At 71.1% G+C, this 14,678-nt stretch carries 14 protein-coding genes; 7 read left to right on the forward strand and 7 right to left on the reverse strand.

The window, feature by feature from the left end; translation table 11 throughout:
- Positions 1 to 16 precede the first annotated feature (16 nt).
- Positions 17 to 1,060, forward strand: a complete 1,044-nt coding sequence (locus AC07AW_RS37495) for a zinc-dependent alcohol dehydrogenase family protein (RefSeq protein WP_478819926.1) — start codon at positions 17 to 19, stop codon at positions 1,058 to 1,060.
- A gap of 38 nt (positions 1,061 to 1,098) precedes the next feature.
- Here AC07AW_RS37495 and AC07AW_RS37500 read toward each other — a convergent pair whose 3' ends face one another.
- Entirely contained in the window at positions 1,099 to 2,412 is a 1,314-nt protein-coding gene (locus tag AC07AW_RS37500; protein ID WP_478819927.1) for a CoA transferase, read from the reverse strand.
- Between the two features lie 86 nt (positions 2,413 to 2,498).
- Positions 2,499 to 4,034 carry a S8 family peptidase gene (locus tag AC07AW_RS37505; RefSeq protein WP_478819928.1) on the reverse strand — a complete coding sequence of 512 codons (1,536 nt, stop codon included), beginning with the start codon at positions 4,032 to 4,034 and terminating at the stop codon, positions 2,499 to 2,501.
- 273 nt (positions 4,035 to 4,307) lie between these two features.
- Here AC07AW_RS37505 and AC07AW_RS37510 point away from each other — a divergent pair, with 273 nt between their 5' ends.
- From AC07AW_RS37510 to moaA, 3 genes are all read left to right on the forward strand, one after another.
- Entirely contained in the window at positions 4,308 to 4,682 is a 375-nt protein-coding gene (locus AC07AW_RS37510) for a DUF485 domain-containing protein (RefSeq protein WP_478819929.1), read from the forward strand.
- Positions 4,679 to 6,304 carry a solute symporter family protein gene (locus tag AC07AW_RS37515; protein ID WP_478819930.1) on the forward strand — a complete coding sequence of 542 codons (1,626 nt, stop codon included), beginning with the start codon at positions 4,679 to 4,681 and terminating at the stop codon, positions 6,302 to 6,304. Before AC07AW_RS37510 ends, AC07AW_RS37515 begins: the two co-directional genes overlap by 4 nt.
- 151 nt (positions 6,305 to 6,455) lie before the next feature.
- Entirely contained in the window at positions 6,456 to 7,445 is a 990-nt protein-coding gene (gene moaA, locus AC07AW_RS37520) for a GTP 3',8-cyclase MoaA (RefSeq protein WP_478819931.1), read from the forward strand.
- Here moaA and AC07AW_RS37525 read toward each other — a convergent pair.
- Positions 7,428 to 7,646 carry a hypothetical protein gene (locus AC07AW_RS37525; RefSeq protein ID WP_478819932.1) on the reverse strand — a complete coding sequence of 73 codons (219 nt, stop codon included), beginning with the start codon at positions 7,644 to 7,646 and terminating at the stop codon, positions 7,428 to 7,430. The genes moaA and AC07AW_RS37525 overlap by 18 nt on opposite strands.
- 149 nt (positions 7,647 to 7,795) lie before the next feature.
- Positions 7,796 to 8,122 (reverse strand): DUF3099 domain-containing protein, encoded by a 327-nt coding sequence (locus AC07AW_RS37530; RefSeq protein ID WP_478819933.1) that lies wholly within the window; start codon positions 8,120 to 8,122, stop codon positions 7,796 to 7,798.
- A 169-nt stretch (positions 8,123 to 8,291) separates the two neighbouring features.
- Between AC07AW_RS37530 and AC07AW_RS37535 the strand changes: the two genes are divergently transcribed.
- A complete protein-coding gene (locus AC07AW_RS37535) occupies positions 8,292 to 8,567 on the forward strand; it encodes a GlsB/YeaQ/YmgE family stress response membrane protein (protein ID WP_478819934.1) in 276 nt (91 codons plus the stop codon).
- Between the two features lie 62 nt (positions 8,568 to 8,629).
- Here AC07AW_RS37535 and tyrS read toward each other — a convergent pair whose 3' ends face one another.
- The 3 genes from tyrS to AC07AW_RS37550 are packed head-to-tail and all read right to left on the reverse strand — an operon-like array spanning position 8,630 to position 12,865.
- Positions 8,630 to 9,895, reverse strand: coding sequence for a tyrosine--tRNA ligase (gene tyrS, locus AC07AW_RS37540; protein WP_478819935.1), 1,266 nt, complete (start codon positions 9,893 to 9,895; stop codon positions 8,630 to 8,632).
- Between the two features lie 58 nt (positions 9,896 to 9,953).
- Positions 9,954 to 11,345 carry a metallopeptidase TldD-related protein gene (locus tag AC07AW_RS37545; protein ID WP_478819936.1) on the reverse strand — a complete coding sequence of 464 codons (1,392 nt, stop codon included), beginning with the start codon at positions 11,343 to 11,345 and terminating at the stop codon, positions 9,954 to 9,956.
- Positions 11,342 to 12,865 carry a TldD/PmbA family protein gene (locus AC07AW_RS37550; protein ID WP_478819937.1) on the reverse strand — a complete coding sequence of 508 codons (1,524 nt, stop codon included), beginning with the start codon at positions 12,863 to 12,865 and terminating at the stop codon, positions 11,342 to 11,344. The genes AC07AW_RS37545 and AC07AW_RS37550 overlap by 4 nt, the downstream gene beginning before the upstream one ends.
- A 266-nt stretch (positions 12,866 to 13,131) precedes the next feature.
- Between AC07AW_RS37550 and fabG the strand changes: the two genes are divergently transcribed.
- Entirely contained in the window at positions 13,132 to 13,851 is a 720-nt protein-coding gene (gene fabG, locus AC07AW_RS37555) for a 3-oxoacyl-[acyl-carrier-protein] reductase (protein WP_030691676.1), read from the forward strand.
- Between the two features lie 5 nt (positions 13,852 to 13,856).
- Positions 13,857 to 14,633 carry an enoyl-ACP reductase FabI gene (fabI, locus tag AC07AW_RS37560; protein WP_478819938.1) on the forward strand — a complete coding sequence of 259 codons (777 nt, stop codon included), beginning with the start codon at positions 13,857 to 13,859 and terminating at the stop codon, positions 14,631 to 14,633.
- Positions 14,634 to 14,678 lie beyond the last annotated feature (45 nt).

Genomic DNA, 14,678 nt, shown 5'->3' on the forward strand with positions numbered 1-14,678 from the left:
GCAAGGACCACCCCCCATGCGCGCCACCACCATCCACGCCCCGTTCGACATGCGCGTGGAGGACGTGCCCGACCCGGTGATCCAGGAGCCCACGGACGTCGTCCTGCGGGTCCTGCGCGCCTGCATCTGCGGCAGCGACCTGTGGGCCTACCGCGGCGAGTCGGCCCGGCAGCCCGGCCAGCGCATCGGCCACGAGTTCCTCGGCATCGTCGAGGCGGCCGGCTCCGAGGTCAGCGGCTTCGCCGCCGGCGACCTCGTCGTCGCCCCCTTCGTCTGGTCCGACGGCACCTGCGAGTACTGCGCCGAGGGCCTCCAGACCTCCTGCCCGCGCGGCGGCTTCTGGGGCTCGGTCGGCTCCGACGGCGGCCAGGGCGAGGCCGTCCGCGTCCCCTTCGCCGACGGCACCCTCGTCAAGCTCCCCGCCGAGGCCGCATCCGACGACCGGCTCCTGACCGCCCTGCTCGCCCTCTCCGACGTCCTGGGCACCGGCCACCACGCGGCCCTCGGCGCGGGCGTCACGAAGGGCTCCACGGTCGCCGTCGTCGGCGACGGGGCCGTCGGCCTCTGCGGCGTCCTGGCCGCCAAGCGGCTCGGCGCCGAGCGGATCATCGCCCTGGGCCGGCACACCGCCCGTACCGACATCGCCCGCGCGTTCGGTGCCACCGACGTGGTCGCCGAGCGCGGCGAGGCCGCCGAGGCCGCCGTCCGCGAGCTCACCGGCGGCCAGGGCGCCCACGGCGTCATCGAGGCCGTCGGCACCGAGCAGTCGATGCGCACGGCCGTCGCGATCGCCCGTGACGGCGGCTCCATCGGCTACGTCGGCGTCCCGCACGGCAGCGGCACCGGCCTCGACCTCTCGGTCATGTTCGACCGCAACATCGCCCTCCGCGGCGGCGTCGCCCCCGTCCGCGCCTACATCCCGGAGCTCCTCCCGGACGTCCTGGACGGCACCATCGACCCGTCCCCGGTCTTCGACCTGACGGTCGGCCTGGACGGCGTCCCGGCGGGCTACAAGGCGATGGACGACCGCACGGCCCTCAAGGTCCTGGTCAAGCCGTGAGCCAGGCGGCGGGCCGGCCCCGGCCCGCCGCCCTCCCGTCAGGCCCCGAGCCACTCCGGCGCGTCCGTGCCCGCGACGCCCGGCGGGCGTGACCAGCCCGTCGGGCCGCCCTCGTACGCGACCGGCGACAAGGCGTGCCGCAGCCTGCCCAGCGGCCCCTCCGACTCCGCGAGGTAGCGCTCCGGCTCGTACCGCGGCAGCTCCTGCGTGAGCCAGTGCCCCGTCTGGGCCAGCGCAAGCCGTACGAGCCGGCTCCCGCCCTCCGCACGCTGCTCCGTCAGCGACCGCAGCACCGCCGCCGCCAGCAGATACCCCGTGCCGTGGTCCAGCGCCTGCGCCGGCAGCGCGCCCGGCTCCGCCACCGAGCCCTCCGCCACCGCGATCCCCGTCGCCACCTGCACCAGGGAGTCGAAGCCGCGCCGCCCGCCCCACGGCCCGTAGTCGCCCCAGGCGGAGAGCCGGGCGGTCACCAGACCCGGCCGCTCCAGGTCGAAGCGGTCGAGCGCGCCCGGCCGGTAGCCGGCGACCAGCACATCGGCCGCGTCGAGGAGTTCGCCGAAGGTGCGCCGGTCCGACGGGCGGTCCAGATCCAGCGCCGCCGTCCGCTTGCCCACGCCCGTGTCCGCGTGCTGGTCCGGCAGTTCGGGGTTGCCCGGCGGGTCGATCCGCAGCACGTCCGCGCCGAGCAGCGCGAGCGTCCGGGTCGCCACCGGCCCGGCGATCACCCGGGTCAGGTCGAGGACCCGCAGCGGCCGCCCGCCCCGGGCCCTGGGCGCCGCCTCGTCCAGCCGCTCCGGGGTCAGCAGCGGCCGCGCCGCCACCTCCCGGCCCTGCTCGGTCGCCGCCCACTCCTCGGGCGTTCGCAGGGCGACGGCCAGGCCCCCGGCCGCGTACACCGCCGTCTCGACCTCGACGGCCTTCCGCTCCCCGATCGCCGCCGCGACGGCCTCGACGGAGCCGGAGCCGGAGTCCGCCACACCCAGCGCCGCGAGCAACGCCGCCTTGTGATGCGGATAGTTGGCGTGCGTACGGACCCACCCGTCGGCCGACCGCCAGAACCGGGAGAGCGGCGCGAAGTTCACCGGAGCCCGCCCGTCGACCCGCAGATGACGCTCGCTCACGAAGGCGGTGGCGACCGCCCCGTCGTCCACCCGCACCGGCCCCGGAAGCCCCGCGTGCTCCACCGCGGCGAGCGAGCAGGCCGCGACCGCGCCGCGCGCCAGGTCCATCACCGGAAGCCGCGCGGGCAGCAGCCCGGACACCCCGCCGTACTCCACCCGGTCGACGAGGGCGGGATCGCCGCCCAGGGCCGACCACAGCAACTCCGTACTCGTACGCACTGTGTTGTCCATGACCAGCAGTGTGGCACTGAGTGCCACGCAAGAGGGCCCTGGTGTGGCACACCACACCAGGGCCCTCCCGAAGCCGACCGGACCGCTTACTTCACGGCGTTCAGCGCGTTGATGATGCCGGCCCCGTAGAAGCCGTTCTTCTTGTCGGCGCCTTCCTCGCACACCGCGTCGACGACACCGTCGGCGTTGATGTCGTACGGGTTGGTGCACGCGTGGTCGTCCGCCTGCGCGTACAGCAGCGCCTTCAGCGCCGCCGGGCTCGCGTAGGGGTGCGTCGACTTGATGAGCGCCAGGACACCCGCCGCGTGCGGCGAGGCCATCGACGTGCCGGCCTTGTAGTTGTAGCCGCCCTCGACCGTGGTCGACAGGATGCGGCCGTTGACCGCCGGGGCGTCCGGGGTCTGGTACTCGGTGCGGTCGCCACCCGGGGCGGCGATGTCGATGACACCGGCTCCGTAGTTGGAGTACGACGCCTTCAGGCCCTTGGCGCCGGTCGCGGAGACCGTCACGACGCCCGGCAGCATGGCCGGGTAGTCGAAGCACTCCTTCGGGTCGATGACCCGGTCACCCGGCGTGGTGTCGTTCGGGCTGCTGTTGTCGAGGATCGAGTCGGCCGCCAGGTCGAACTTGGAGTTGCCGGCCGCGGCGACGTTGACCGTGCCCTTCTTCTCCGCGTAGCGGGTGGCCCGGGTGACCGCCTCGATGAGGGCCTTCTGGTCCTCGTCGTTCTTGCAGGCGAACATCCACGGGTCGGTGTAGTAGCTGTTGTTCGTGATGTCGACGCCGTGCTCGGCCGCCCACACGAAGCCACAGACCACGGCCTCGGTGTAGAAGAAGCCGTCCGGGGTGGACACCTTGATGCCGGCGAGCTTCACGCCCGGGGCGACACCGGTGACGCCGATGCCGTTCTTGGCGGCGCCGATGGTGCCGGCGACGTGCGTGCCGTGGTCGCTCTCGCCCTTCATCGGACGCCACGAGCCGGCGGTGGTGTCCGGCTTGCCGGACACGCAGTTGGCGGACGCGGCGGCGTCGAAGTTCGGCGCCAGGTCCGGGTGGGTGTCGTCGACACCGGTGTCGATGATGCCGACGGTGACGTTCTTGCTGCCGAGCGTCTTCTCGTGGGCCTTGTCAGCCTTGATCGCCGGGAGGTCCCACTGCAGGGGCTCCAGCGGGTCCTGACCATCCGTGGCGGCGGCCGCGGCCGCCTTCGCCTCGGCGGGGGACAGCGTCTGCGCGCCCTCGTCGACGGAGTCGTCGGACTGGACGGAGAGCGGGGCGGTACGGGTCGAACCGGCCGACACCACACCACGCGCCTGACGGATCGTCTTCGCGAACTCGGGGTTCTGCGAGTGGACGACTATCACGCCTATCTGGTCGTACGAGACGACCACCTCGCCGCCCGCGGCGGCGATCGCCTTCTTCACCGAGGCGGCGGTCCAGCGGCCACCCTCGACGTTGACGACGTAGGAAAGCTTCGGGCCGTTGGTGGCAACGGTGGCCGGAGCGTCGCTCAGTTCCGCGGCGGAGGCGGCGCCGGGGGCAAGGAAGCCGAGCGAGGCCGTGAGCGCGAGACCAACCGGCAGAGCGAGAGCTCGGCCGCGCCTCGATCCCAGATGAGCCATGGGTTCTCCACATCATCCGTATGTACTGCCCGCGCGCGGGTTTGCGCTCGGGCAGGTGCATGACGAGTGAAGTTATCGCTGATCTTCCCGAAGCTTCAATGAGTTGAGAAGACTTCATGAAGATCTGTTCAAGAAATTCCTCCGCTTGAACCGCTTCGGTTCCGCCTCCGTGCCGTTGGGCAGGGGAGGAGCTCCGCTCGGAGCCCCGCTTCCCGCACCCCTGGTGAGGCCCCCTTGACCCAGCCGTCCGCCCCCGCGTCACGAGGAGATTCCGTGGCTACCGAAGCACCGCCGCCGCCCAGAAAGGGCCTGGAGACCGACCGCGGTCCCGCGTCACCCACGACGGAGCAGTTCGTCGAGGTGCAGGAGGGTGCGGAGTTCGGCGAACTGCGCCGTACGTACCGCTCCTTCGCCTTCCCCCTCACCCTGGCCTTCATCGCCTGGTACCTGCTGTACGTGCTGCTCTCCAACTACGCGGGCGGCTTCATGGGCACCAAGCTCTTCGGCAACATCAACGTGGCCCTCGTCCTCGGCCTCGGCCAGTTCCTCACCACGTTCCTCATCGCCTGGCTCTACTCGCGGCACGCGGCGAACCGGCTCGACCCCAAGGCCGAGGCCATCAGAACCCGTATGGAGGGCGACGCATGAGCACCCCCGTCCTGCTCGCGGCCGGCAACGCCACCACCGAGCACCGGCCCCTGATCATCGCCCTGTTCGGCGCCTTCGTCGTCGCCACCCTCGTCATCACCGTCTGGGCCGGCCGCCAGACCCGCAGCGCCGCCGACTTCTACGCCGGCGGACGCCAGTTCACCGGCTTCCAGAACGGTCTCGCGATCTCCGGCGACTACATGTCCGCCGCGTCCTTCCTCGGCATCGCCGGAGCCATCGCCCTCTTCGGCTACGACGGCTTCCTGTACTCGATCGGCTTCCTCGTCGCCTGGCTCGTCGCCCTGCTCCTGGTCGCCGAACCGCTGCGCAACTCCGGCCGGTTCACCATGGGCGACGTCCTCGCCTACCGGATGCGCCAGCGGCCCGTCCGCACCGCCGCCGGCACCTCGACGATCGTCGTCTCGATCTTCTACCTGCTCGCCCAGATGGCGGGCGCGGGCGTCCTCGTCTCGCTCCTGCTCGGCATCACCAGCGACGGCGGCAAGATCGCGATCGTCGCCCTGGTCGGCCTGCTGATGATCGTGTACGTGACGATCGGCGGCATGAAGGGCACCACCTGGGTGCAGATGGTCAAGGCGGTCCTGCTCATCGCGGGCACGCTCCTGATCACCTTCCTCATCCTCCTCAAGTTCCACTTCAACATCTCGGAGCTGCTCGGCGCGGCCGCCACCAACAGCGGCAAGGGCGACGCCTTCCTGGAGCCCGGCCTCAAGTACGGCGCCACCGCCACCTCCAAGCTGGACTTCCTCTCGCTCGGCATCGCGCTCGTCCTCGGCACGGCCGGCCTGCCCCACATCCTGATCCGCTTCTACACGGTGCCGACCGCCAAGGCCGCCCGTAAGTCCGTCAACTGGGCCATCGGCATCATCGGCGCCTTCTACCTGATGACGATCGTCCTCGGCTTCGGCGCCGCCGCCCTCCTCAAGAACAGCGACATCGTCGCCTCCAACAAGGCCGGCAACACGGCCGCCCCGCTCGCGGCCCTGGAGATCGGCGGCGGAGCCGACTCCACCGGCGGCGCGATCCTCCTCGCCGTCATCTCCGCCGTCGCCTTCGCGACCATCCTCGCCGTCGTCGCGGGCCTGACCCTGGCCTCCTCCTCGTCCTTCGCGCACGACATCTACGCCAACGTCATCCGGCGCGGACAGGCCACCGAGAAGGAGGAGGTGAAGGCCGCCCGCTGGGCGACCGTCTTCATCGGCATCGTCTCCATCGCGCTCGGCGCCCTCGCCCGCGACCTCAACGTCGCCGGTCTCGTCGCCCTCGCCTTCGCGGTCGCCGCCTCGGCCAACCTGCCGACGATCCTCTACTCGCTCTTCTGGAAGCGGTTCACCACCCAGGGCGCGCTCTGGTCGATCTACGGCGGTCTGATCTCCGCCGTCGTCCTCGTCCTCTTCTCGCCGGTCGTCTCCGGCAAGCCGACGTCGATGTTCAAGACGGTGGACTTCTACTGGTTCCCGCTGGAGAACCCCGGCCTCGTCTCCATCCCGCTCGGCTTCCTGCTCGGCTGGCTCGGCTCGATCCTCTCCAAGGAGGAGCCGGACAAGGGCAAGTACGCGGAGCTGGAGGTCAAGTCCCTCACCGGAGTCGGAGCGCACTGAACCGTATACGTTCCGCCACCGCCGGACGGCCGCGTCGTAGAGTTCTACGACGCGGCCGCGTCGGTCCTCGTGACAATCTGCCCTGCTCGTTGTCCGTGCACTCGCGTAGGCTCGGAACACACGCATCCGGACAACGGGGAGGGGGCCCACAGTGCTCATCGACACCTACGGCCGTGTGGCCACTGACCTGCGCGTCTCGCTCACGGACCGATGCAATCTGCGCTGTACCTACTGCATGCCCGAAGAGGGCCTCCAGTGGCTCGCCAAGCCGGACCTCCTCACCGACGACGAGATCGTCCGGCTGATCCGCATCGCGGTCACCGACCTCGGCGTCACCGAGGTCCGCTTCACCGGCGGTGAGCCGCTGCTCCGCCCCGGCCTCGTCGGGATCGTCGAGCGCTGCGCCGCCCTGGAGCCCCGCCCCCGGATGTCCCTCACGACCAACGGCATCGGACTCAAGCGCACCGCCGCCGCCCTCAAGGCGGCCGGCCTCGACCGGGTCAACGTCTCCCTCGACACCCTGCGCCCCGAGGTCTTCAAGACCCTCACCCGGCGCGACCGTCACCAGGACGTCCTCGACGGCATGGCCGCCGCCCGCGAGGCCGGCCTCACCCCGGTCAAGGTCAACGCCGTCCTGATGCCCGGGCTCAACGCCGACGAGGCCCCCGACCTCCTCGCCTGGGCGGTCGAGAACCACTACGAGCTCCGCTTCATCGAGCAGATGCCGCTGGACGCCCAGCACGGCTGGAAGCGCGACGGCATGATCACCGCCGGGGACATCCTGGAGTCCCTGCGCACCCGCTTCACCCTGACGCCCGAAGGCTCCGAGGAGCGCGGCTCGGCCCCCGCCGAGCGCTGGGTCGTCGACGGCGGAGCGCACACGGTCGGCGTCATCGCCTCCGTCACCCGCCCGTTCTGCCGGGCCTGCGACCGCACCCGGCTCACCGCCGACGGACAGGTGCGCACCTGTCTCTTCGCCACCGAGGAGACGGACCTGCGGGCGGCGCTCCGCTCGGACGCCCCGGACGAGACGGTCGCGGAGCTCTGGAAGAAGGCCATGTGGGGCAAGAAGGCCGGCTCGGGCCTCGACGACCCGAGCTTCCTCCAGCCCGAGCGCCCGATGTCAGCTATCGGCGGCTGAGTCCCACTCGGCGAGGGGCACGACGTCCTTCAGGAAGCCCCGTACCCCCAGGAACTGGGAGAGGTGCTCGCGGTGCTCCTCGCACGCGAGCCAGGTCTTGCGCCGCTCCGGCGTGTGCAGCTTGGGGTTGTTCCACGCGAGGACCCAGACGGCGTCGGCGCGGCACCCCTTGGCGGAACAGATCGGCTTCTCTTCGCTCACTGGACCATTGATCACCCGATCATTGTCCAGCAACAGCGATGCCGGGCAGCCACGGGGGGAGCTGCCCGGCATCGGTCCGTCGCTCCGACGGGGGATGCGGAGCGCGTAGGCAGTATGTCACGGCACCTGGGGTGCGGTGCACCGGATCGTCATGATTGATCTGAGCTTTTCTTGAGGTTCGGGGCGTCGAGCGCGGGGCGTACCGGGGTCGGGACGAAGGTGGAGGGAAGGGACGGAGCGGTCTCGCGTCCCGCGTTGGCGATCACCACGGCGATGTACGGGAGCAGGATGCCCAGGCCCAGCGCCACGAAGGCCACGTGCCGCTCGACGTTCCACAGGACCGCCGCGGCGATCACGGAGAGCGTCCGCACCGTCATCGAGATGACATAGCGCCGCTGCCGTCCCCGGACGTCGTCGGCGAGCCCCTGTCGCGCCCCCGTGATCCGGAAGACCTCGGCCTGGCCACGCTTCGGCATCGCCCTCCACCACCCAACGGTCGTGCCGGACCCTCCCCGGTCCGGACCTCGCTCCACCGTACGCCCGCCCCGCCGGGCCGACGAGACCGGGGCGCGTACGGCGCTGTCCGACATGCGCCGTATGGCCGATGGGCCGAGACTGGGCCCACAGGTGCACTAGGAGGCGGCGATGAGTTGGTTGTGGGCGATCATCGTGGGATTCGTCCTCGGTCTGATCGCGAAGGCGATCCTTCCCGGGAAGCAGCAGATCCCGTTGTGGCTGACGACCGTGTTCGGCATTCTCGGCAGCGTGCTCGGCAACGCGGTCGCGGGCTGGATCGGAGTCGAGGACACCCGGGGCATCGACTGGACCCGGCACCTGCTCCAGCTGATCGGCGCCGTCGCCGTCGTCGGAGTGGGCGACATGCTGTGGGCCTCGATCAAGGGCAGCAAGCAGCGCGCCTGAGACACGAGAAGAGGCCCGGTACGGCGCACAGCGCACGTACCGGGCCTCTTCCCATGGTCCCGCTAGCCGGCGAACTCGATCGCCGCCAGGTTCTTCTTGCCGCGCCGCAGCACCAGCCAGCGGCCGTGCAGCAGCTCCTCCGCCGACACCACGGCGTCCTCGGCGGTCACCTTCGCGTTGTTCACGTAGGCCCCGCCCTCCTTCACCGTGCGGCGCGCCGCCGACTTGCTCGCCACGAGACCGACCTCGGCGAACAGGTCCACGACCTGGCCGAGCTCGGACACGCGCGCGTGCGGCAGCTCGGACAGCGCGGCGGCGAGCGTCGGCTCGTCCAGCTCGGCCAGGTCGCCCTGCCCGAACAGCGCCTTGGAGGCGTTGATGACGGCCGCGCACTGATCGGCGCCGTGCACCAGGGTGGTGAGCTCCTCCGCCAGCGCACGCTGGGCGGCGCGCGCCTGCGGCCGCTCGGCGGTCTGCGCCTCCAGCTCCTCCAGCTCCTCGCGGGACTTGAAGGACAGGATCCGCATGTACGTCGAGATGTCCCGGTCGTCCACGTTCAGCCAGAACTGGTAGAACGCGTACGGCGTGGTCATCTCCGGGTCCAGCCAGACGGCCCCGCCCTCGGTCTTGCCGAACTTGGTGCCGTCCGCCTTGACCATCAGCGGGGTCGCCAGCGCGTGCGCCTCGGCACCCGGCTCCAGGCGGTGGATCAGGTCGAGGCCGGCCACCAGGTTGCCCCACTGGTCCGAGCCGCCCTGCTGGAGCGTGCAGCCGTAGCGGCGGTACAGCTCGAGGAAGTCCATGCCCTGGAGCAGCTGGTAGCTGAACTCCGTGTAGCTGATGCCCTGCTCGGACTCCAGGCGCCGGGCGACGGAGTCCTTGGTCAGCATCTTGTTGACCCGGAAGTGCTTGCCGATGTCCCGCAGGAACTCGATCGCCGACATCCCGGCGGTCCAGTCCAGGTTGTTCACCATGACCGCCGCGTTCTCCCCCTCGAAGGAGAGGAAGGGCTCGATCTGCGAGCGCAGCCGGTTCACCCAGTTCGCCACCGTCTCGGGGTCGTTCAGGGTGCGCTCGGCCGTCGGCCGCGGGTCACCGATCTGCCCGGTGGCCCCGCCGACCAGCGCCAGCGGCCGGTGCCCGGCCTGCTGGAGCCGGCGGACGGTGAGGACCTGGACCAGGTGGCCGACGTGGAGGCTGGCCGCGGTCGGGTCGAAACCGCAATAGAACGTGACGGGGCCGTCCGCGAGAGCCTTGCGCAGTGCGTCCTCATCGGTGGACTGGGCGAAGAGCCCGCGCCACTTCAGCTCGTCGACGATGTCCGTCACGTCGTCCGTCTCCTCGTGATGCTCAGGGGAACCAGTTGTCGCGATCAGTCTATGGGGGTCAGACCCCCTTGCTGACCGAGCTCATGTTGAAGTCCGGCACTCGCAGGGCCGGCATCGCGGCCCGTGTGAACCAGTCGCTCCACTCGCGCGGCAGCGTCTTCTCCGTACGACCCGCCTCCGAGGCCCGCGACAGCAGGTCCACCGGCGACTCGTTGAACCGGAAGTTGTTCACCTCGCCGACCACCTCGCCGTTCTCGACGAGGTAGACGCCGTCCCGGGTCAGCCCGGTCAGCAGCAGCGTCGCCGGGTCGACCTCGCGGATGTACCAGAGGCAGGTCAGCAGCAGGCCACGCTCCGTCGAGGCCACCATCTCCTCCAGGGAGCGCTCGCCGCCGCCGTCCAGGATCAGGTTCCCGGCTCCCGGCGCCACGGGCAACCGAGTAAGCGCCGCCGTGTGCCGGGTGGTGATCAGGTGCGCCAGGCTGCCGGCCTTCACCCAGTCGACCGGCCCGACCGGCAGACCGTTGTCGAAGACGGAGGAGTCGTCGCCCGAGGAGTGCGCGATCACGAACGGCGAGGACTCCAGGCCCGGCTCGTTCGGGTCGCTGCGCAGCGTGAGCGGCAGCGGCGACAGGACCTCGCCGAGCCGGGTGCCGCCGCCGGGCTTGGAGAAGACCGTCCGGCCCTCCACCGCGTCCCGGGCCGTCGAGGACCACAGCTGGTAGATCAGCAGGTCGGCCACGGCGGTCGGCGGCAGCAGCGTCTCGTACCGGCCGGCGGGCAGCTCGATCCTCCGCTCCGCCCAGCCGAGACGGGTCGCGAGCTCGGCGTCGAGCGCGCCCGGGTCGACGTCCTTGAAGTCCCGGGTCGCGCGCCCGGCCCAGGCGGAACGCGAGCGGTCCGGGGACTTGGCGTTGAGCTCCAGGGTCCCGTTGGGCTGGTCGTGGCGGAGCCGCAGCCCCGTGGACGTGCCCAGGTAGGTGGAGGTCAGCTCGTGGTTGGCGAAGCCGTACAGCTCACGGCCGCCGGCACGCGCGCGTGCGAAGGCCTCGCCGAGCGCCGGGGCGAAGTCGGTGAAGACGGCGGAGGAGGTCTCCGCCGGCGCGTCCGTGAAGTCGGGCGAGGCGGGCACGCCCTCCACGAGCGGCTGGGCGTCCTCGGCGGGCCCGGCGGCGCGGGCGGCGGCCTCGGCGGCCCGGACCAGGGGCTCCAGGTCGTCGACGGTCACGGCGGACCGCGAGACGACACCGGAGGCGGTGCCCTGGGCGCCGTCGACGGTCGCGATGACCGTGAGGGTACGGCCCCGCGTCACACCGTTCGTGGTGAGCGCGTTCCCGGCCCAGCGCAGATTGGCCGAGGACTCCTCGTCGGCGATGACGACACACCCGTCGGCGCGGGACAGCTCAAGGGCCCGCTCGACGATCTCGTACGGCTTGCTGACGCGGCTCATCGACCGGCCTCCTGCGTCGTGTTCAGGATGTTGACGCCCCGGAAGAGGGCGGACGGGCAGCCGTGCGAGACGGCGGCGACCTGGCCCGGCTGGGCCTTGCCGCAGTTGAAGGCGCCACCGAGCACGTACGTCTGCGGGCCGCCGACCTGCTCCATCGAGCCCCAGAAGTCGGTGGTCGTCGCCTGGTAGGCCACGTCCCGCAGCTGCCCGGCGAGCCGGCCGTTCTCGATGCGGAAGAAGCGCTGGCCGGTGAACTGGAAGTTGTAGCGCTGCATGTCGATCGACCAGGACCGGTCGCCCACCACGTAGATGCCGCGCTCCACGCCCCCGATCAGGTCCTCCGTCGACAGACCGCCCGGGTCCGGCTGGAGCGAGACGTTCGCCATCCGCTGCACCGGGACGTGCGCGGGGGAGTCGGCGAAGGCGCAGCCGTTCGACCGGCCCAGGCCCGTGAGCTTCGCGATCCGCCGGTCCAGCTGGTAGCCGACGAGCGTGCCGTCCTTCACCAGGTCCCAGCTCTGCGCCTCGACGCCCTCGTCGTCGAAGCCGACGGTGGCGAGACCGTGCTCGGCGGTCCGGTCACCCGTCACGTTCATGATCGAGGAGCCGTACGCCAGCTTGCCCAGCTGGTCGAAGGTGGCGAACGAGGTGCCCGCGTACGCCGCCTCGTAGCCCAGCGCCCGGTCCAGCTCGGTGGCGTGACCGATGGACTCGTGGATCGTCAGCCACAGGTTCGACGGGTCCACGACCAGGTCGTACCGGCCCGCCTCCACGCTCGGCGCCCGCATCTTCTCGGCGAGCAGCGCCGGGATCTCGTCGAGCTCCTTGTCCCAGTCCCAGCCGGTCCCCGTCAGGTACTCCCAGCCCCGCCCGACCGGCGGCGCGATCGTCCGCATCGAGTCGAACTCGCCGGTCGTCTCGTCCACGGCGACCGCCGTGAGCTGCGGGTGCAGCCGGACGCGCTGCTGGGTGGTCACGGTGCCGGCCGTGTCCGCGTAGAACTTGTTCTCGTGGACGGTGAGCAGCGAGGCGTCCACGTGCGCCACGCCCTCCGCCCCGAGCAGCCGCGCGCTCCAGTCGGCGAGCAGCGCGCTCTTCTCCTCGGCGGGGACGGAGAAGGGGTCGATCTCGTACGAGGAGACCCAGGTGCGCTCGGAGTGCACCGGCTCCTCCGCCAGCTCCACGCGCTCCTCGGAGCCGGCCGCCGCGATCACCTTCGCCGACAGCTTGGCCATGGCGACCGCCTGCGAGGCGACCCGCGCGGCCCCGTCCATCGTCAGGTCGACGCCGGACGCGAAGCCCCAGGCCCCGCCGTGCACCACCCGCACCGCGTAGCCGAGGTCCGTGGTGTCCGAGGACCCGGACGGTTTGGCGTCGCGCAGCCGCCACGAGGCGCTGCGCACCCGCTCCAGGCGGAAGTCCGCGTGCTCGGCACCGAGCGCGCGCGCTCGGGCGAGCGCCGCGTCGGCGAGCGCCCGCAACGGCAGCGCGACGAACGAAGGGTCGATCTGATGGACCACGAGCGGCCTCGCTCTCGGCGATCGGAAGACAGCGGTCTGAAACTGCCCCGGAAGTCAATCACGGGACGGGCGGCCGAGTCGGCGCATTGAGGAGCGCCCCCGGTGGAACCCGTCCCTCCGCGGCGCGGCGACCCGACCCGTACGGCCCCCGAGCTGTAGGGATCCGACAGCGACGCCCGTACGCCACTGTGGGAGGTCGATTGCTCATGTCGGGGGCGATACCGATAGGTTTTCGGCTACCAGACCGCTATCGAAAGGGTGATCCGTTGAGCCGCTCGGTTCTCGTCACCGGAGGAAACCGGGGCATCGGCCTCGCCATCGCCCGCGCGTTCGCCGAGGCCGGCGACAAGGTCGCGATCACGTACCGCTCCGGCGAGCCCCCGGCCGCCCTGGTCGAGCTCGGCTGCCTTCCCGTCAAGTGCGACATCACCGACGCGGAGCAGGTGGAGACGGCCTACAAGGAGATCGAGGAGAAGCACGGTCCGGTGGAGGTCCTCGTGGCCAACGCCGGCGTGACGAAGGACCAGCTCCTCATGCGCATGACCGAGGAGGACTTCACGTCCGTCCTCGACACCAACCTCACCGGCACCTTCCGGGTGGTCAAGCGCGCCAACCGCGGGATGCTGCGCGCCAAGAAGGGCCGCGTCGTCCTGATCTCCTCGGTCGTCGGTCTGCTGGGCTCCGCGGGCCAGGCCAACTACGCCGCCTCCAAGGCCGGCCTGGTCGGCTTCGCCCGCTCCCTCGCGCGTGAGCTGGGCTCGCGCAACATCACCTTCAACGTCGTCGCCCCCGGCTTCGTCGACACCGACATGACCGCGGTGCTCACCGACGAGCAGCGCGCGGGCATCGTGTCGCAGGTGCCGCTGGGCCGCTACGCGCAGCCGGAGGAGATCGCCGCGGCGGTGAAGTTCCTCGCCTCCGACGACGCCTCGTACATCACTGGAGCCGTCATCCCGGTTGACGGCGGATTGGGCATGGGTCACTGATCACCATGAGCGGAATTCTCGAGGGCAAGCGCATCCTCATCACCGGTGTGCTGATGGAGTCCTCCATCGCCTTCCACGCCGCGAAGCTGGCCCAGGAGCAGGGTGCGGAGATCATCCTCACCGCCTGGCCCCGGCCGTCGCTGACCGAGCGCATCGCCAAGAAGCTCCCCAAGCCCGAGAACGTCAAGGTCCTGGAGCTCGACGTCTCGAACGACGAGCACCTCGCCCGCCTGGAGGGCCAGGTCCGTGAGCACCTGGGCGACCGTCTCGACGGCATCGTGCACTCCATCGGCTTCGCGCCGCAGGACGCCCTCGGCGGCAACTTCCTGAACACGCCGTTCGAGTCCGTGGCCACCGCCATGCACGTCTCCGCCTTCTCCCTGAAGTCGCTGACGATGGCGCTGCTGCCGCTGATGTCCGAGGGCGGTTCCGTCGTCGGCCTCACCTTCGACGCGCAGTACGCCTGGCCGCAGTACGACTGGATGGGCCCGGCCAAGGCCGCCCTGGAGGCCACCAGCCGCTACATGGCGCGCGACCTCGGCAAGCAGAAGATCCGCTGCAACCTGATCTCGGCGGGCCCGCTCGGCTCCATGGCCGCCAAGTCCATCCCGGGCTTCGACGGCCTGGCCTCCGTGTGGGACACCCGCTCCCCGCTGACCTGGGACCTCGCGGACCCGGAGCCGGCCGGCCGCGGCATCGTCGCGCTGCTCTCGGACTGGTTCCCGATGACCACGGGCGAGATCATCCACGTGGACGGCGGTCTGCACGCCATCGGCGCGTAACCGCGCAGCACAGCAGGTAGAGGGCCGTGTGTCCGCCCAGGTGGC

Source organism: Streptomyces sp. NPDC044003, from assembly GCF_056435185.1.